This window comes from Affinundibacterium baiyunense (assembly GCF_018139645.1).
Lineage (GTDB): Bacteria > Pseudomonadota > Gammaproteobacteria > Burkholderiales > Burkholderiaceae_D > Undibacterium > Undibacterium baiyunense.
The window spans coordinates 660,371-679,407 of record NZ_JAGSPM010000001.1; the positions used below are offsets into that span (position 1 = coordinate 660,371).

Annotated in this window: 17 protein-coding genes and 1 tRNA gene; 3 read left to right on the forward strand and 15 right to left on the reverse strand. The window is 45.3% G+C overall.

The window, feature by feature from the left end; all coding sequences use genetic code 11:
• Positions 1 to 69 precede the first annotated feature (69 nt).
• The 15 genes from nuoF to acs form a co-directional block, all read right to left on the reverse strand.
• Positions 70 to 1,365: an NADH-quinone oxidoreductase subunit NuoF gene (nuoF, locus tag KDM92_RS02935; RefSeq protein WP_212682902.1), complete on the reverse strand. Its 1,296-nt coding sequence runs from the start codon at positions 1,363 to 1,365 to the stop codon at positions 70 to 72.
• Positions 1,365 to 1,862 (reverse strand): NADH-quinone oxidoreductase subunit NuoE, encoded by a 498-nt coding sequence (gene nuoE, locus KDM92_RS02940; RefSeq protein WP_189344451.1) that lies wholly within the window; start codon positions 1,860 to 1,862, stop codon positions 1,365 to 1,367. The genes nuoF and nuoE overlap by 1 nt, the downstream gene beginning before the upstream one ends.
• Before the next feature lie 72 nt (positions 1,863 to 1,934).
• A complete protein-coding gene (locus KDM92_RS02945) occupies positions 1,935 to 3,188 on the reverse strand; it encodes an NADH-quinone oxidoreductase subunit D (RefSeq protein ID WP_189344452.1) in 1,254 nt (417 codons plus the stop codon).
• A 9-nt stretch (positions 3,189 to 3,197) separates the two neighbouring features.
• Positions 3,198 to 3,797 carry an NADH-quinone oxidoreductase subunit C gene (locus KDM92_RS02950; RefSeq protein WP_212682903.1) on the reverse strand — a complete coding sequence of 200 codons (600 nt, stop codon included), beginning with the start codon at positions 3,795 to 3,797 and terminating at the stop codon, positions 3,198 to 3,200.
• A gap of 35 nt (positions 3,798 to 3,832) precedes the next feature.
• Complete coding sequence (locus KDM92_RS02955) at positions 3,833 to 4,309, reverse strand: NuoB/complex I 20 kDa subunit family protein (RefSeq protein ID WP_186923149.1); 477 nt, start codon at positions 4,307 to 4,309, stop codon at positions 3,833 to 3,835.
• Between the two features lie 17 nt (positions 4,310 to 4,326).
• The gene (locus tag KDM92_RS02960; protein WP_212682904.1) at positions 4,327 to 4,686 is read right to left on the reverse strand and encodes an NADH-quinone oxidoreductase subunit A; all 360 of its coding nucleotides are present in this window, start codon (positions 4,684 to 4,686) and stop codon (positions 4,327 to 4,329) included.
• Positions 4,687 to 4,813: 127 nt separating this feature from the next.
• Positions 4,814 to 4,898: transfer RNA gene (locus KDM92_RS02965), tRNA-Leu, on the reverse strand.
• Between the two features lie 95 nt (positions 4,899 to 4,993).
• Positions 4,994 to 5,374, reverse strand: coding sequence for a preprotein translocase subunit SecG (secG, locus tag KDM92_RS02970; RefSeq protein ID WP_212682905.1), 381 nt, complete (start codon positions 5,372 to 5,374; stop codon positions 4,994 to 4,996).
• 72 nt (positions 5,375 to 5,446) lie between these two features.
• A complete protein-coding gene (tpiA, locus tag KDM92_RS02975) occupies positions 5,447 to 6,202 on the reverse strand; it encodes a triose-phosphate isomerase (protein WP_212682906.1) in 756 nt (251 codons plus the stop codon).
• A gap of 176 nt (positions 6,203 to 6,378) precedes the next feature.
• A complete protein-coding gene (locus tag KDM92_RS02980) occupies positions 6,379 to 7,356 on the reverse strand; it encodes an NAD(P)H-quinone oxidoreductase (RefSeq protein WP_212682907.1) in 978 nt (325 codons plus the stop codon).
• A gap of 161 nt (positions 7,357 to 7,517) precedes the next feature.
• Positions 7,518 to 9,659, reverse strand: coding sequence for a polyribonucleotide nucleotidyltransferase (gene pnp / locus KDM92_RS02985; protein ID WP_212682908.1), 2,142 nt, complete (start codon positions 9,657 to 9,659; stop codon positions 7,518 to 7,520).
• Between the two features lie 270 nt (positions 9,660 to 9,929).
• A complete protein-coding gene (gene rpsO / locus KDM92_RS02990; protein WP_189344458.1) occupies positions 9,930 to 10,199 on the reverse strand; it encodes a 30S ribosomal protein S15 in 270 nt (89 codons plus the stop codon).
• 228 nt (positions 10,200 to 10,427) lie between these two features.
• Positions 10,428 to 11,966 carry a 2-isopropylmalate synthase gene (locus tag KDM92_RS02995; RefSeq protein ID WP_212682909.1) on the reverse strand — a complete coding sequence of 513 codons (1,539 nt, stop codon included), beginning with the start codon at positions 11,964 to 11,966 and terminating at the stop codon, positions 10,428 to 10,430.
• Between the two features lie 362 nt (positions 11,967 to 12,328).
• Positions 12,329 to 13,198 carry a CDP-diacylglycerol--serine O-phosphatidyltransferase gene (gene pssA / locus KDM92_RS03000; RefSeq protein ID WP_212682910.1) on the reverse strand — a complete coding sequence of 290 codons (870 nt, stop codon included), beginning with the start codon at positions 13,196 to 13,198 and terminating at the stop codon, positions 12,329 to 12,331.
• 324 nt (positions 13,199 to 13,522) lie between these two features.
• Positions 13,523 to 15,502, reverse strand: a complete 1,980-nt coding sequence (acs, locus tag KDM92_RS03005) for an acetate--CoA ligase (RefSeq protein WP_212682911.1) — start codon at positions 15,500 to 15,502, stop codon at positions 13,523 to 13,525.
• Between the two features lie 412 nt (positions 15,503 to 15,914).
• On the opposite strand from acs, the gene KDM92_RS03010 reads away from it, so the two are divergent.
• The 3 genes from KDM92_RS03010 to murI are packed head-to-tail and all read left to right on the forward strand — an operon-like array spanning position 15,915 to position 18,979.
• Complete coding sequence (locus KDM92_RS03010) at positions 15,915 to 16,532, forward strand: TIGR00645 family protein (protein WP_212682912.1); 618 nt, start codon at positions 15,915 to 15,917, stop codon at positions 16,530 to 16,532.
• A 34-nt stretch (positions 16,533 to 16,566) separates the two neighbouring features.
• Positions 16,567 to 18,096: a fumarate hydratase gene (locus KDM92_RS03015; protein ID WP_212682913.1), complete on the forward strand. Its 1,530-nt coding sequence runs from the start codon at positions 16,567 to 16,569 to the stop codon at positions 18,094 to 18,096.
• On the forward strand, positions 18,089 to 18,979 hold the full coding sequence (gene murI / locus KDM92_RS03020; protein WP_230408122.1) for a glutamate racemase: 891 nt from the start codon (positions 18,089 to 18,091) through the stop codon (positions 18,977 to 18,979). Before KDM92_RS03015 ends, murI begins: the two co-directional genes overlap by 8 nt.
• Positions 18,980 to 19,037 lie beyond the last annotated feature (58 nt).

Consider the following 19,037-nt stretch of genomic DNA (forward strand, 5'->3'; position numbering starts at 1 on the left):
GGGTACGCTAAGCGAATAAATATTCAGACTTGAATGAAGTTTCAATTCAAGAACAAACTAAAGCCTTGTTTATAAATAAGTCGGAACCAAGCAGTGTTTATGCTCGATATGGTATTCAAACTCTTCACGGAAATTCTTAACAAAAGCGCGAACAGGCATTGCAGCTGCATCGCCCAAAGCGCAAATCGTACGACCTTGAATGCCGTCTGCAATCGCGTTCAACATGTCTAAATCATCAGGACGCCCTTGTCCATTCTCGATACGGTGAACCATGCGATACAACCAGCCTGTGCCTTCACGGCATGGCGTACATTGACCGCAAGATTCTTCGAAATAGAAGTAAGACAACCGCAGCAAAGACTTAACCATACAGCGTGTTTCATCCATCACAATTACTGCACCAGAACCAAGCATAGATCCCGCTTTAGCGATAGAGTCGTAATCCATATCGGTCGCCATCATCACATCGCCAGTCAAGACTGGCATAGATGATCCACCTGGAATAACCGCTTTGATTTTTTTACCGTCACGCATGCCACCTGCCAACTCAAGTAAAGTTGCAAATGGTGTGCCGAGTGGCACCTCGTAATTACCTGGCTTTGCTACGTCACCAGACATAGAGAAAATCTTAGTACCGCCATTGTTTGGCTTACCCAAGGCAGCATAAGCTTCACCGCCCATTGCTAATACAAATGGGACAGCAGCAAAGGTTTCTGTGTTGTTGATTGTCGTTGGCTTACCATACAAACCAAAGCTCGCTGGGAACGGCGGCTTAAAGCGAGGTTGACCTTTTTTGCCTTCCAATGATTCCAGCAATGCTGTTTCTTCGCCGCAGATGTAGGCACCATAACCGTGAAAAGCATGTAACTGAAATGAGAAGTCAGAGCCATGAATACGATCACCGAGCATGCCAGCGGCACGTGCCTCTTCCAACGCTTCTTCAAAGCGATCGTAATCAGCGAAAATCTCACCGTGGATATAGTTGTAACCAACCGTGATACCCATTGCGTATGCGCCAATCGCCATACCTTCGATCAAGGCATGCGGATTGTAGCGAATGATGTCGCGATCTTTAAATGTACCAGGCTCGCCCTCATCCGTATTACAAACAAGATATTTTTGACCTGGAAATTGACGCGGCATAAAGCTCCACTTCAATCCCGTTGGGAAGCCTGCACCACCGCGACCTCGCAAGGAAGAAGCTTTCAGCTCTGCAATTACTTGCTCTGGAGGGATTTTCTCATCCAAAATACGTTTCAATGATTGATAGCCACCACGTGCAACGTAATCTTGTAGATGCCAATTTTTTCCGTCTAAGCCCGCGAGAATCAATGGCTTGATATGGCGATTATGTAGGCTCGTCATTATTTCCCCGCCCCTGTTGTCTGACTTAATTCACTAACCAAGGCATCAATCTTTTCATTCGACATAAAGCTACACATGCGTTTGTTATTAACTAGCAATACTGGAGCATCACCGCAGGCACCCATGCATTCACCTTCCATTAAGGTGAACTGACCGTCAGCACTCGTTTCTTTATAATCTAAACCTAATTTTTGCTTTAGGTGATGCGCAGCGCGTTCACCACCAGACAAAGCGCAAGGCAAATTGGTGCAAACGGTAATTTTGTGCTTACCGACTGGTTTTGTGTTGTACATATTGTAGAAGGTCGCTACTTCTTGCACAGCAACCGCAGGCATACCAATGTAATCGGCAACGAATTGCATCACTTCTGGCGACAACCAATTAGTTTCGTCTTGTGCAATCGCCAGCGCAGCCATTACAGCCGACTGACGTTGATCCGCAGGAAATTTCGCCAATTCGCGATCAATTTTTTTTAATGCTTGCTCTGATAAGACCATCGCTTTTGCCTCAAATATCGGCGCTTACAAAGGGCCGATCAACTATCAATATTAAATTTTACGATTCACGAATTAGCGGTCAATTTCACCGAATACGATATCTTGGGTACCAATAATGGTTACCGCATCCGCAATCATATGACCTTTTGCCATCTCATCTAGACCTTGCAAATGTGCAAAACCAGGAGCACGAATCTTCATGCGGTATGGCTTATTCGCCCCATCTGACATCAGATAAATGCCAAATTCACCTTTTGGATGCTCAACTGCGGAATACACCTCACCAGCAGGCACATGAAAACCTTCCGTGAACAATTTGAAGTGATGGATCAACTCTTCCATGTTCGACTTCATATTAACGCGACTAGGTGGAGCAACCTTGTGATTTGTTGACATCACTGGACCTGGGTTATTGCGCAACCACTCGACACATTGCTTAATGATACGATTTGACTGGCGCATCTCTTCCACGCGCACCAAATAACGATCATAGCTATCACCATTCACACCAACTGGAATATCGAAGTCAAGCAAATCATAAACTTCGTAAGGTTGTTTTTTGCGAATGTCCCACTCGATACCAGATCCACGCAACATAGGCCCAGTAAAGCCCATTGCCAATGCACGCTCTGGCGAAACAACACCAATTCCAACCAGACGTTGCTTCCAAATACGGTTATCTGTCAACAGAGTTTCGTACTCGTCGACATATTTTGGAAAACGGTTTGTGAAGTCCTCAATAAAATCGAGCAAGGAGCCTTGACGATTTTCATTCAACAAACGAATTGCCTTTTCATTTTTCAAAATGGATGCTTTATGCTTTGGCATCTCATCTGGCAAATCACGATACACACCACCAGGACGATAGTATGCAGCATGCATACGCGCACCAGAGACCGCCTCATAGCAGTCCATCAAATCTTCACGCTCACGGAATGCATACAACATCACCGCCATCGCACCCACGTCCAAACCGTGAGCACCAATCCATAGCAAGTGATTCAAAATACGTGTAATTTCATCAAACATCACACGAATATATTGCGCACGTAGAGGAACTTCTAAGCCGAGCATTTTTTCGATTGCCATCACGTAGGCATGCTCGTTGGACATCATGGAAACGTAATCGAGACGATCCATGTAAGGAACGGATTGCAGAAAGGTTTTTTGTTCCGCCAATTTTTCCGTCGCACGATGCAGCAAACCAATGTGCGGATCGGCTCGTTGAATAACTTCGCCATCCAACTCAAGCACCAAGCGCAACACACCATGCGCAGCTGGATGCTGAGGACCGAAATTTAAGGTGTAATTTTTAATCTCTGCCATGTCGCGTCCTTAACCCTTAATCCCGTAATTTTCTTCGCGAATAATACGTGGCGTATTTTCGCGTGGCTCAATTGTGACAGGTTGATAGACCACACGCTTTTGATCTGCGTCATAACGCATCTCAACATATCCTGAAATTGGAAAATCTTTTCGGAAAGGATGACCAATAAATCCGTAATCAGTCAAAATTCGACGCAAATCATTATGACCATCGAATAAGATACCGAAGAAATCAAATGCCTCACGCTCATACCAATTCGCTGTACTCCAAACATCCACCAAAGATGCCACAATAGGGAATTCATCATCTTCCACAAACACACGAACACGCAAACGCCAGTTATGCTTAACCGAAGTCAAATGCGACACCACAGCAAAACGCTTACCTTGCCAAAGCCCATCACCATAAGTGGAGTAATCAACACCACAAAGATCGATTAACTGTTCAAAGCACGTTGCGGCACTATCTCGCAAGTCAAACATCACTTGCAAATAATCTTTAGCCAAAACAACAACAGTCAACTCACCGAGCGCCAAATGCGACTGCACAAGTCGCTCACCGATGACACCTTTTACTGCCGACTCGAGATTTTCTAGTTTGGTAGTCATTTTGTCTTAATGTATAAATTTCTCTGCCAAAGCAATTAACGGGCTATGGTATTGGTTCGCTTAATTTTGTTCTGCAACTGAATAATGCCGTAAATCAACGCCTCTGCAGTTGGCGGACAACCCGGCACATAGATATCAACCGGAACAATGCGATCACAACCACGCACGACGGAGTATGAATAATGATAGTAGCCACCACCGTTCGCGCATGACCCCATAGACACCACCCAACGAGGCTCGGCCATCTGATCATAAACTTTACGCAAGGCCGGCGCCATCTTATTACACAAAGTTCCAGCAACAATCATCACATCTGACTGACGTGGAGATGGACGAAACACCACACCAAAACGATCCAAGTCATAACGAGAACAGCCTGCATGCATCATCTCAACAGCACAGCAAGCCAGACCAAACGTCATGGGCCACATCGAACCAGTTTGCGTCCAATTAATCAGCTTGTCCAAACTAGTGGTAACAAAGCCTTCGCTTAACACGCCTTCAATTGACATAAGCTTTTCCTATGAGGTCACTCCCAATCGAGTGCGCCTTTTTTCCAGATATACCAAAAACCGACCGCAAATTCCAAGATGAAGCCAAGCATCACCAAGAAACCTGTCCACCCCAACTCTTTCACAGACACAGCCCATGGGAAAAAGAAAGCAGTTTCCAAGTCGAACAAAATAAAGAGAATTGCAATGAGGTAGTAACGCACATCAAATTTCATACGCGCATCTTCAAAGGCTTCAAAGCCGCACTCATAAGCAGATGTTTTTTGAGTATCTGGGCGATGCGGCGCAAGAACGCGCCCAAGAACTTGCGGCACAATACCAACCGCAATACCGACCAAAATAAAGAGAAGAACTGGGAAATAATTTTCGAGGTTCACGTTAGCTTATCCGTATAAAAACGCAACATTGAGATGTTAATTGCATGCTTGAGTGATTGCTCAATTCAAACCTAAACGCAACCACTTCCTCGATCAAGTCAAGCGCAGAAAACTTAACTTATTCTTTTGGTGCCGACGACGAGACTCGAACTCGTACAGCTTTCGCCACTACCCCCTCAAGATAGCGTGTCTACCAATTTCACCACGTCGGCATAAGCCCAGCATTGTACTCGTTTAGACTCAATTGTTCAACGCACAATTGCAGTAATTCAAGATTTTTTTGCCGGACAAACTGATCTAAATTAATTTATTTTGGAATTTCAGCAGCTTGACCAGATGCAGAAGCTGCCGCAGCTGCTGCTGGCACAGACGCAGCCACTGCAGACGCACTTGCAGGTGCAGCTTTAGTTACTGGCAAATTATCCATAACACCAACAGATGGTGCTTTATTTGCACCAAACGAAGTCAAGATCAAGGTCGCGATAAAAAACACCGCAACAGCTACCGCTGTCGACTTTGACAAAAAATTTGATGAGCCTGTTGCACCAAACAAACTACCCGACGCACCCGAACCGAATGACGCGCCCATATCCGCACCTTTACCATGCTGCAACAGCACAAGCCCAACAATAATCAACGCAGAAATTACCTGAACGATCATTACCAACGTAGCCAAAGAAGTATTCATTTAAAACATCCAATCCAATTTAATCTTTTTTTACAAAACACAAATATACAAACCGACTTTACATCTCAAAACCTATGCTGCAGCAACAATCGATAAAAAATCTACTGCTTTTAGCGAAGCTCCGCCAATCAAACCGCCATCGATATCAGGCATCGCCAGCAACTCTTTCGCATTCTCTGGCTTCATACTTCCACCATACAAAATACGCACCTTTTCAGCAGCAAATTCGCTGCGCTCAGCCAAGGTACTACGCAACACTGCATGCACATCTTGCGCCATTTCCGGCGTAGCGGTTTTACCAGTACCAATTGCCCACACTGGCTCATAAGCAACAACAATACGCGCTAACGCACCATCATCAAGTAAATCCATCACCGCACGCAGTTGAGCAATAACAATTTCATTTGTTTTGCCCGCCTCACGCTGCTCCAAGGTTTCGCCAACACAAACTATTGGACAAATATTTGAACGCAAGGCCTGCAAGGCCTTCTGTGCAACCAACTCATTTGACTCGTGATGATAAGCGCGACGCTCTGAATGCCCAACAATCACATACTTACAAGAAAAATCCGCCAACATCGTGGAAGATACCTCACCTGTATATGCACCAGAGCTATGCGCTGAAACGTCCTGAGCACCATAGGCAATTGCTGTATTCGATAGCGTACTCTCACATTGAGCAAGATATACCGATGGAACGCATACCAAAACTTCAGATGACGAATTAATGGATGAACTAAGCAGTTCTGCTAGCAAGCCAGCATTTACCGCTAAACCGCCATTCATTTTCCAATTACCCGCTATTAATGTTCTTCGCTTGAATGTCATAGGCTTCAAAATTTGATTAACTCTCTATTGTATCTCTTTGGAGTGAGAAGGGTCAATTTTCCACCAAAATGCTTTAATGCGAATACACCCATCCTTACACAAAACAACAAACAATCCCAAGCTCACCAACTGACATAATTTAAGAAGCATTCCGTCACAAGTTAGCCACAATCTCATCACACCTCCAACACCAATTTTCCAATGTGCTGACTAGTTTCCATCAATGCGTGAGCATCAGAAGCCTTAGCCAAGGGGAAAACCTGATGAACTACCGGCTTAATCCGACCTTGCTCAAGCAAAGGCCACACATTCTGACGGAGCGCAGTCGCGATTTGCCTTTTAAATTCCACTGATCGCGGACGCAAAGTTGAGCCCGTCACATGCAAACGGCGACGCAATATTTGCGACATATCTAGCTCAGCCTTCGCCCCACCCAAAAGCGCAATGACAATTAATCGCCCATCATCAGCTAAACTATCGATATTCTTGGACAAATATTTACCCGCAACCATATCAAGAATGACATCAACGCCCTTATTCGAAGTTTCTTCTCTCAAAATCTGTAGGAAATCTTCTGTTTTATAATTTATTCCGCGCGCAGCACCTAAAGCCTCAATCGCACGACACTTATCATCAGAACCTGCGGTAGCAAATACCCGAGACCCCAGCGCCGTGGCGATTTGTATCGCTGTAACGCCAATCCCCGAAGTACCACCATGCACCAACAAAGTCTCACCCGGCAACAAGCGCCCTCGATCAAAGACATTTGACCAAACTGTGAAAAAAGTTTCTGGCAAGGATGCCGCCTCAATCAAACTCAAACCCTTTGGAATTGGCAAACACTGCGCTAGCGGCACAATGCAATATTCCGCATAACCACCGCCTTGTACTAAAGCGCAAATCAAATCACCGAGCACAAACTCACTTCCCGACAAATCTCCTGCAACAATCTCCCCAGCCACTTCCAAACCCGGCAACTCAGATGCTCCGATAGGCACCGGGTACAAGCCCATTCGCTGCAATACATCGGGACGATTTACGCCCGCCGCGCCAACTCGGATGAGCACCTCTCCCTCAGCAGGAACAGGCATTGGTCGCTCGCATAACTGCAAAACCTCTGGCTTGCCAAACTGCGTAATTTCAATCGCTTTCATACCAATCCAATTTACACATATACAAAAAAACAGCATAAAAAAAACCGCTCGCAGTTTGCTACGAGCGGTTTTCATTTTAATCAAATTATGCTGTAGATAGTCAACAATCCACAACAAACTTGACTCGACTTATCATCGAATATGCATCATGCATGCATCAATTAAGCGTCAGGCGCTGCCTCGGCTGCAGCTTCTGCCGCAACAACTTCAACAGCCGCTTTCATTGATAACTTAAAGCGACCACGATCATCGGTCTCCAACACTTTAACGCGCACTTGCTGACCTTCTTTGAGGTAGTCTGCAACTGCATTGACGCGCTCATTAGCGATTTGACTGATGTGCAACAAGCCATCTTTGCCCGGCATAATTTGTACAATCGCGCCGAAGTCCAACAACTTCAATACAGTACCGTCGTAAATCTTGCCAACCTCAACTTCCGCAGTCAACTCTTCGATACGACGCTTCGCTTCTTGACCAGCTGCCGCATCAACTGAAGCGATCGTTACCACACCTTCATCGCTAATATCGATTTGCGTACCAGTTTCTTCCGTCAATGCACGAATCACTGCACCACCTTTGCCGATCACATCACGAATTTTTTCTGGATTGATCTTGATTGTAATCAGGCGTGGAGCGAAGTCAGACAACTCCACCTTACCAACTGGAACTGCTTTTTGCATTTCACCAAGAATATGATCACGACCTTCTTTAGCTTGCGCCAAAGCCACTTGCATAATTTCTTTCGTGATACCTTGAATCTTGATATCCATCTGCAAAGCCGTAATACCTTCTGCAGTACCAGCAACTTTAAAGTCCATATCACCAAGATGATCTTCATCACCCAAGATATCTGTCAAGACGGCAAACTTGTTACCTTCTTTAATCAAACCCATCGCGATACCTGCCACGTGTGCTTTCATTGGCACGCCAGCATCCATCAAGGCCAAGCAACCACCGCACACGGAAGCCATCGAAGACGAGCCATTGGATTCTGTAATTTCAGAAACCAAACGCACAGAGTAGCTAAACTCTTCTGGCGATGGCAATGCAGCTTGCAATGCACGTTTTGCCAAACGGCCGTGACCGATTTCACGACGCTTAGGTGTACCAACACGACCAGTTTCACCAGTCGCAAATGGAGGCATGTTGTAATGCAACATGAAGCGATCAGAGTATTCACCCATCAAAGCATCAATTTTTTGCTCGTCGCGAGAAGTTCCCAAAGTTGCAATCACCAGAGCTTGCGTTTCACCGCGAGTGAACAATGCGGTGCCGTGCGTACGTGGCAATACGCCAGTGCGAATTGTGATTGGACGCACAGTGCGCGTATCACGACCATCGATACGTGGCTCGCCATCCAAAATTTGAGAACGAACGATTTTGGATTCCAAATCAAACATGATATTGCCAACTTCAGCAGAATCAGGCGCATCAACACCAGCAGCAGCGGCTTGTTCAGCCAAAGCTGCGGAAACTGCTGCACTTGCTGCTTTTAACTGATCAGTACGCGCTTGCTTCTCTTTAGTTTGATAAGCGGCACGCAACAAAGGCTCTGCCACTGCAGTTACCGCTGCAATCAAGGCTTCATTTTTCGGTGCTGGCGCCCATTCAACTTCAGGCTTTCCACCTTCACTGACCAAATCATGAATCGCGTCAATCACGGTTTTCATTTGCGTATGACCGTAAACCACCGCACCCAACATCACTTCTTCAGACAATTGTTGCGCTTCAGATTCCACCATCAAAACCGCAGATTCTGTACCAGCAACTACCAAATCCATCGCGGAAGATTTTAATTGTGTCGCTGTTGGGTTCAATACATATTGTCCGTCGATATAACCAACACGTGCCGCACCTACTGGGCCGTTAAATGGAATACCTGACAAGCAGATCGCCGCTGATGCACCAATCATGGATGCGATATCAGGATCAATTTCAGGATTAACTGACAATACGTGCACGATAACCTGCACTTCGTTCAAATATCCTTCTGGGAACAATGGACGGATCGGGCGATCAATCAAACGTGAAGTCAATGTTTCTTTTTCTGAAGGACGACCTTCACGCTTGAAGAAGCCACCAGGAATACGGCCTGCCGCATAACTCTTCTCCATGTAGTCCACGGTCAATGGGAAAAAGTCTTGACCTGGCTTTGCATCTTTTTTAGCAACAACGGTTGCCAATACCACGGTATCTTCAATCGATACCATTACCGCACCAGACGCTTGACGTGCGATTTCACCTGTCTCCAACGTCACTGTATGTTGACCATATTGGAATGATTTTGTAACTTTATTAAACACAATGTGTCCTTTCACTATTTACTGCTATTGCCGACAGATTTCCAGGCGCTGTCGTTCACCTCACCACATGCGATCCACACTGCATCGCCCTACTTCACAAACATTTCACATCTAAATATTTTCGCAAAATGATCGCTTTCACTTCCAACTACGCCACAATTTTAAGCAAATTATGACGACTTAAAGGCAAAAAGCCTGCGACAGCAAAACTGACGCAGGCTTTTTACTTTAATTCTTTGCTAGGCTCAGCAAAATATTCTGACGAATAAATTACTTACGCAAGCCGAGTTTTTCGATCAATGAACGGTAACGGTTCAAATCTTTCTTTTTCAAGTAAGACAACAAACTCTTACGACGGTTAACCATCATGATCAAACCACGACGTGAGTGATGATCTTTAGAGTGAGCTTTGAAGTGACCGTTCAAGTCATTGATACGTGCAGTCAACAAAGCAACTTGCACTTCTGGAGAACCTGTGTCGTTTTGACCACGGGCATTATCCGCAACGATGGCGGCTTTTGCGCTTTTTTCGATAGACATCTTATTTCCTTTACATGCGATATCAAGAGTGAGGCTTTCGCCAAGACCTTCAATATCGTGAAATTACATTAATAAATCCCATCAAAATTTGATGAGACTGCGACTATAGCATGAAAAATAGGAGAAACTCAAGGCAAGACGTGAAATGACTTTTTGTGCGCGTAGCATACAAACGAACTCATTTCACTCCATCATTTCAACAAATCATCCCAATTCAACCAATAATCGTCAAATTTGCGGATTCAACTTCTCAACCTTAGAATGCAATTTATTTAACGCTGAAATATAAGCCTTGGCTGAAGCCACTACGATATCAGGATCCGCACCTACGCCATTGACGATACGTCCTGCTTTACTCAATCGTATCGTCACTTCACCTTGCGATTGTGTACCTGCTGTAATCGCATTAATCGAGAACAGCAATAGCTCAGCCTCACTCTTCACTTCCGATTCGATTGCATTCACAATCGCATCTACAGCACCATTACCTTGCGCAATGCATGATTTTTCGCGATCACCAATCGTCATCACCACCACTGCTGACGAGCGCTCTCCAGTTTCGGAATGCTGACTGATAGAAACCAAACGATAATGATCAGCATCGTGCGAATGCTCTTCTTCTGCGACCACCGCCATAATATCTTCATCAAAGATCTCTGCTTTTTTATCTGCCAAATCTTTAAATCGTGCAAATGCCGCATTCACTTCGGTTTCAGATTCCAACGCGATGCCCAATTCTTGCAAACGTTGTTTGAATGCATTACGACCAGAGAGTTTACCGAGAACGATTTTATTTGCGCTCCAACCCACATCTTCTGCACGCATAATTTCATAGGTATTACGCGCCTTTAAAATACCATCCTGATGAATACCTGAGGCATGCGCAAATGCATTGGCACCAACAATCGCCTTGTTAGGCTGCACAGCAAAGCCAGTGATTTGCGATACCATTTTTGAAGTTGCAACAATCTGTGTGGTGTCAATACCGACATCGAGATTGAAGTGATCTTTACGCGTACGTACCGCCATCACAACCTCTTCAAGTGCGGTATTGCCAGCGCGCTCACCAAGTCCATTAATCGTACATTCCACCTGACGCGCACCACCGATCATCACACCCGCCAAGGAGTTAGCAACTGCCATCCCCAAATCGTTATGACAATGCACTGACCAAATAGCTTTGTCGGAATTTGGAATAGTCTCGCGCAAACGCTTTAAAGTATTACCGTACAACTCAGGCACACCATAGCCAACCGTATCCGCAAAGTTGATCGTCGTTGCACCTTCTTTAATCACAGCTTCGATCACGCGACACAGAAAATCAAAATCAGAACGACTCGCATCCTCTGGACTAAATTCCACATCATCCGTAAATTGACGCGCAAAGCGCACGGCTTGAATAGCTTGCTCCAGCACTTGATCGGGACTCATGCGCAATTTCATTTCCATATGCAATGGTGAGGTTGCGATGAAGGTGTGAATACGTTTGCGTTGCGCTTTCTCGAGCGCCTCGGCAGCACGAGAAATGTCTCTGTCATTGGCACGCGAGAGTGAACAAATAATCGGCTCGCGCACTGCTGCGGCAATCGCTTTAATTGACTCGAAATCGCCGGGCGAGGCTGCAGCAAAACCAGCTTCGATCACATCGACTTTCAAGCGCTCTAGTTGACGCGCAATCCTGACTTTTTCGTCGCGCGTCATTGATGCGCCAGGGGATTGTTCGCCATCACGCAAAGTTGTGTCGAAAATGATGAGTTTGTCTGCCATATTTGCCTCCAAAAATGCCGCTATAAATAGAAAAAATTGGATAAAACCAAAAATAATTTAAGAAACTGTCGAGTAAAACTCGCTGACTTGAATAGACTTTTCCAACCCTTGCAAGACACACATGGGTGAAAGACTACACAAGTTGTGGGATAGAGAGATTTAGCGCGCGAGCGCTAGTAGATTCGCCAAAGATAGCGCTAGTAGAGATGCTAGGATAGTAGCAACTGGCAATGCGAACGACAAAAGCAGACCGGAGCGATCTGCTTTAATGTTTGCTTTTTGAGCAAAAGATGTCGTCGTTTGGAATGTCATGCGAAAGACTATAAGCGGGATTGCAGCAAAGTGCAAGAGCATTACCTCAATTATTTCTTAATGTCGTCAACTTCATCATGTGTTTCTGGAGTAAGTTGCACAAGGCTGACAGGACGTCCTTTACGCCAACGCCAAAGCAAAAGAACATAACCAGATAAAGCGTATAAAACAAACAACCCAAAAAGAACTTTAGGTGGATCGCTAACCACCGCTACATAAGCCAACACGACTAAGAACGGAGCAATAAAAGGCACCGAGCGCTTCAAGTTCAAATCTTTAAAACTATAAAAAGGAACATTCGTCACCATCGTCAAACCAGCAAACAATGCCACGCCCCAAGCAAACCAACGCACATCACTACCAGGTATAGCTAAATCATCCATTAACAAAATGAAACCTGCAACCAAAGCTGCGGCAGCGGGACTTGGCAGGCCTTGGAAATAACGTTTGTCGACGACAGTAATGTTTGCATTGAAACGAGCGAGTCGTAATGCGGCGCCAGCGCAATACACAAAAGCAGCTAACCAACCTAGTTTCCCCATTCCTTTTAATGCCCATTCATAAGCGATCAAAGCTGGAGCCACGCCAAATGACACCATATCCGACAGGCTATCGTATTGCGCACCAAATTCACTTTGGGTATTGGTCATGCGCGCAACGCGCCCATCCAAACTATCAAGCACCATTGCCACAAAGATTGCCAAACCAGAGTGTTCGAACTTCTGATTCATTGCCATGACGATCGCGTAAAAACCGCAAAACAATGCAGCCGTCGTAAACGCATTCGGCAATAAATAAATGCCACGCGCTGGCTTGTTTGGCATCAGATTCACTTGTCCTTGTTCGACAGCATTTTTTCTTGCGCCGCGCGGAAACAATTTAAAACTACCTTTGGGCTTACGATTTTTGATTGAACTCATGCTGAATGTTAGATATGTATAAAAGAGACGTTGGCAACTATTTTTCGAAGCAATAATGAATTATTGAATGTTCTTTTGAATTATTTGCTAATAACGACCAACAACGCGCTGAAGTATAACCGTGAAAGTGTAATCAGAAAACTGTTTCAAATTAGGTTGAGCACTCGACAAAACGCCTCGAAAATCACATATCCAGCAAAAAATCATCATAAATTACGCCACTTTTAGAGCCACATTTACATGGATTGCGCAATAAAAAAGGGCTTTGTCACTAACAAAGCCCTTTTGCATTTCCGCTAGCGGATTAATCAATCAGATGATCACTTATTGCGCTTGCTTCAATTGTTCTAGAATCGCTGGATTCTCCAAAGTTGATACGTCTTGAGTAATTTCTTCACCTTTAGCTAATACACGCAACAAGCGACGCATGATTTTACCTGAACGTGTTTTTGGCAAATTATCACCGAAGCGAATTTCTTTTGGCTTGGCAATCGGGCCAATTTCTTTCGCCACCCAATTACGCAACTCCAAAGCAATTTGCTTAGCTTCATCGCCGGTTGGACGACTACGTTTTAACACCACGAATGCGCAAATTGCTTCTCCCGTCGTATCATCTGGTTTACCAACCACCGCAGCTTCGGCCACCAGAGGATTCGCAACCAAAGCCGATTCAATTTCCATTGTGCCCATACGATGACCAGACACATTCAACACGTCATCAATACGACCGGTAATCGTGAAATAGCCCGTCTCTTTGTTACGGATAGCGCCATCGCCTGCGAGATAAGTTTTGCCACCCAACTCTTCTGGGAAATAACTCTTCTTGAAGCGCTCGGTATCACCCCAGATGTTACGTATCATCGACGGCCATGGACGTTTGACAACCAAAATACCGCCCTGCCCATTTGGCAAGTCCGCACCTGTTTCATCCACAATCGCTGCCATAATGCCTGGCAAAGGCAAAGTACATGAACCTGGCACCAAAGGAGTCGCACCTGGCAACGGAGTAATCATATGACCACCGGTTTCAGTTTGCCAGAAGGTATCGACGATAGGACATTTTTCACCGCCGATATTGCGGTAGTACCACATCCAAGCCTCTGGATTAATCGGTTCACCGACTGAACCAAGCAAACGCAATGAAGTTAAATCGTACTTATTCGGATGAATTGCGGCATCGCCATCAGCAGCTTTAATTAAAGAGCGAATCGCAGTTGGTGCGGTGTAGAAAATAGTTGCTTTGTGCTTTTGTATCATGTCCCAGAAACGACCAGCATTTGGGTAGGTAGGAATACCTTCAAACACAATTTCAGTCGTACCCATCGCTAATGGACCATAAGTGATATACGTGTGTCCTGTAACCCAGCCAATATCAGCAGTACACCAGAAAATGTCACTAGGCTTCACATCAAATGTCCACTTCATGGTGAGCATCGCCCACAGCAAGTAACCACCCGAAGAATGCTGTACGCCTTTGGGCTTACCAGTAGAGCCAGATGTGTACAAAATAAATAAAGGATGATCAGCATTGACCCACTCAGGCTCACACTCAGTCGCTTGATTCGCAACTAAATCATGCATCCATAAGTCACGTGCCGGATTGAATGGTGCATTACCGCCTGTGCGTTTATAGACAATTACTTTTGCGACTTTTTCGCACTCACCTAAGCCTAAAGCTTCGTCGACGATTGATTTCAATGGCAATTGTTTACCGCCACGCACTTGCTCATCAGCAGTGATAACAATGCTCGCACCAACGTCAACAATTCGTTCTTGTAAAGATTTTGCAGAGAAGCCGCCAAACACCACGGAATGCGTTGCACCAATGCGGGCGCAGGCTTGCATCGCAACGACACCTTCGACTGACATTGGCATGTAAATGACAACGCGGTCATCTTTTTTGACACCCAAAGAGCGTAATCCATTTGCAAACTGGCAAACTTTCGCGTGCAGCTCTTTATAGCTGACTTTGGTGACTTCGCCACCGTCTGCCTCGAAAATAATCGCAATCTTATCGCCCAAGCCTTTTTGAATATTTACATCGAGGCAGTTGTAAGACACATTCAGCAAACCATCGTCAAACCACTTATACAAGGGCGCATTAGATTCGTCTAATGTAGTAGTGAATGGTTTGTGCCAATGGAGATTTTCACGCGCTAATTTAGCCCAAAATCCTTCGTAATCATTGGCGGCTTCCGCACAGAGTGCGTTGTACGCATCCATGCCAGAGATCGCGGCGTTTGCAACAAAATTCGCCGGTGGGGGGAACACACGTGATTCAGTCTTTACTTCTTGATCCGACATAATTGTCTCCATGCTGTTGTGAATATCAAAAAAGTTCGAATTGCGCACACGGTAAATGTACAGACAAGCTCAACGTAGCGATCGACGAATATTTGCCAATTCGCCTTCAAGCCTTTTTGATATTCACCACTTATTATGTTTTGACGTTGATTCTAAGGCTAGCAGTCCAAAAAAGCTATTTTTTAGTGAGTGGTATTACACCCAAATTGTGACTTCTGCGACAGGTTTAACTTGATTTAACACAATAAAACCGCAATTAGCGTTAGCCGCAGACATTGCACCTTCATCGGTGTAAAATGCGGGCAAATTTTGCATCTACTTTAATGTAGGATTTAAATTCAGATTTAAATTGTGCTTTAAAGAAAATTGGAATGCGAAAATTGAATCACCTATAGTTTAGAAAAGGCCTCGAATGTCGCAAGCAACTCATACGCAAGAACCGCAAAAACTCTCCACTCTATCCAAGTTCATTTTCGCAAGTCGCTGGCTGCAATTACCACTTTATCTTGGCTTGATTTTGGCGCAGTGCGTCTATGTTTATCATTTTTGGGTTGAATTAGTTGATCTGATCCGTGCCGCGATGGGCAATGGCGTTGCCTTACAACATCTACTAGATGCAGTTTCAGTTGCTGGCTCAGAGACAGTACGCCCAACTAAACTCAATGAAACCACGATCATGCTGGTAGTTTTGGGCTTGATCGACGTCGTCATGATTTCAAACTTGCTTATTATGGTAATCGTTGGCGGTTACGAAACATTTGTGTCGCGTCTCGGCTTGCAAAACCATCCAGACCAACCTGAATGGTTATCTCATGTCAATGCGACGGTTTTAAAAGTTAAATTAGCAATGGCGATTATCGGTATCTCTTCCATCCACTTACTAAAAACTTTCATCAATGTGAAGTCGTACAACGCCCAAGAACTGATAGCGCAAACTGTGATTCACGTGGTGTTCCTGTTATCTGCATTAGCGATTGCCTATTGCGATCAACTTATGTCAAGAACACATCAACAGGCACAAAAACACTAACTCTTTTCATTCATTCCTTAGCCAAGAGCCAAAAATGACAACCACTACTACCATTATTAAGCAAGATGACCTGATCGAATCCGTCGCCGCCGCCTTGCAATACATCAGCTACTACCATCCTGCTGACTACATCGCGCATTTAGCACGTGCGTATGAAATAGAACAAAGCCCTGCGGCAAAAGACGCGATTGCACAAATTTTGACTAATTCGCGCATGTGCGCAGAAGGTAAGCGTCCTATTTGCCAAGACACTGGTATTGTGAATGTGTTCTTAAAAATTGGTATGGGTGTCCGCTTTGAGGGCTTCTCGGGCTCGATTATTGATGCCGTAAATGAAGGCGTGCGTCGTGGTTACGCTTATTCAGAAAATGTCTTGCGTGCATCTATCGTCGCTGACCCACAATTTGATCGTAAAAATACCAAGGACAACACGCCAGCGGTAGTTCATATGGAACTGGTTCCTGGTAATACCGTGGACGTACAACTCGCAGCAAAAGGCGGCGGTTCAGAAAACAAAACCAAGTTCGTGATGTTGAATCCATCTGACTCCCTAGTCGATTGGGTCATGAAAACTGTACCGACCATGGGTGCTGGCTGGTGCCCACCCGGCATGCTTGGCATTGGTATCGGCGGCACTGCCGAAAAAGCGATGTTGATGGCGAAGGAATCCTTGATGGAAGACATCGACATGCATGAACTCAAATTGCGCGGTCCACAAAATAAGACCGAAGAATTACGTATCGAATTGTGCGACAAAATCAATGCACTCGGCATCGGAGCGCAAGGTTTGGGTGGTTTGACGACCGTGCTCGACGTCAAGATCAATATGTATCCAACGCACGCGGCATCGAAGCCAGTTGCCATGATTCCTAACTGCGCTGCGACACGTCATGCGCATTTTGTACTCGACGGCTCTGGTCCTAGCTACATGGAACCACCATCATTGTCGAATTGGCCGGATGTGCATTGGGTCGCCGACACTGAAAAATCCAAACGCATTGATTTGAATACATTAACCAAAGAAGAAGTAGCATCTTGGAAACCAGGCCAAACTTTGTTATTGAACGGTAAGATGCTGACGGGTCGCGATGCGGCACATAAGCGTATTCAAGACATGCTGGCGAAAGGCGAACAACTTCCAGTTGATTTCACCAATCGCGTGATCTACTACGTCGGCCCAGTTGATCCTGTGCGTGATGAAGCAGTTGGTCCAGCTGGCCCAACCACTGCGACTCGGATGGATAAATTTACCGACATGATGTTGGAAAAGACAGGTTTAATTTCCATGATCGGTAAAGCAGAACGAGGTCCAGCGGCGATTGAATCAATCAAGAATCATAAGTCTGCCTATTTGATGGCAGTTGGCGGTGCAGCTTACTTGGTCTCGAAAGCGATCAAGACTGCAAAAGTGGTTGGCTTTGCCGATCTTGGTATGGAAGCGATCTACGAGTTTGACGTAGTTGATATGCCAGTCACCGTTGCGGTTGATTCGAATGGTACCTCCGTTCACAATACCGGTCCGAAAGAATGGCAAGCAAAAATTGGAATTATTCCCGTTGCCTAATACTCAAAACAAACTAAGTACATCGAGCCTTAAAGCTGAACACAAACACGCCGACAGTAATGCGCCTGTCGGCGTGTTTGATTCTGGCATTGGTGGCTTATCTGTACTTAAACATTTGCGCGAGCACTTACCGCACGAAGATTTTTTATATGTCGCTGATACGGCCTTTGCGCCTTACGGCGAGCGCTCAAATGAAGAATTAATTGAGCGCAGCATGAAGATTACTGAATTCTTTTTGCAGCATAAAATTAAGGCCTTGGTGATTGCTTGCAATACCGCGACTGCCGCCGCGGTCGCCGTGTTACGCACTCGTTATCCGAATCTAATTATCATCGGCATGGAGCCTGGTATCAAACCTGCTGCCGCACGGAGCGCCAGCAAAATCGTTGGTGTGTTGGCGACACGAAGCACTTTGCAAAGTGAAAAATTTCATCGTCTCAGTCAGCAACTCAGTCAAGAAACTCAGACCCAATTTATTCCGCAAGCATGCGTTGGCTTAGTCAATCAAATCGAGCGTGGCGACTTACAAGCACCTGCGATTTTCGACTTGCTGCGTCAATATGTTCCACCCTTACTCGATCAAGGCGTAGATACGTTGGTGCTGGGATGCACGCATTATCCTTTTGTTGAACAACAGATACGCGAAGTGATTCGTGAACATCAAGCGAATCAAACTAAGCCGATTCATATCATCGACACCGGTGCCGCCGTCGCGCGTCGCTTGGCTGATCTACTTGAGAAACAAGGATTACTGAACACTGACGCACAGTCTTCAAAAGTCTTTCAAGCGTGGACGACGGGCGATTCTCCTACCTTGCAGATGGCAATTGGATTTATCTCGTCAGCGCAAGAACAAATCAGCGCGCAGACTTTACATCTCTAAACGCCAGAATTTCGGTTCAAAGATTGCCAAATTTAATTGGTACGCTTCTCTGTAGAAA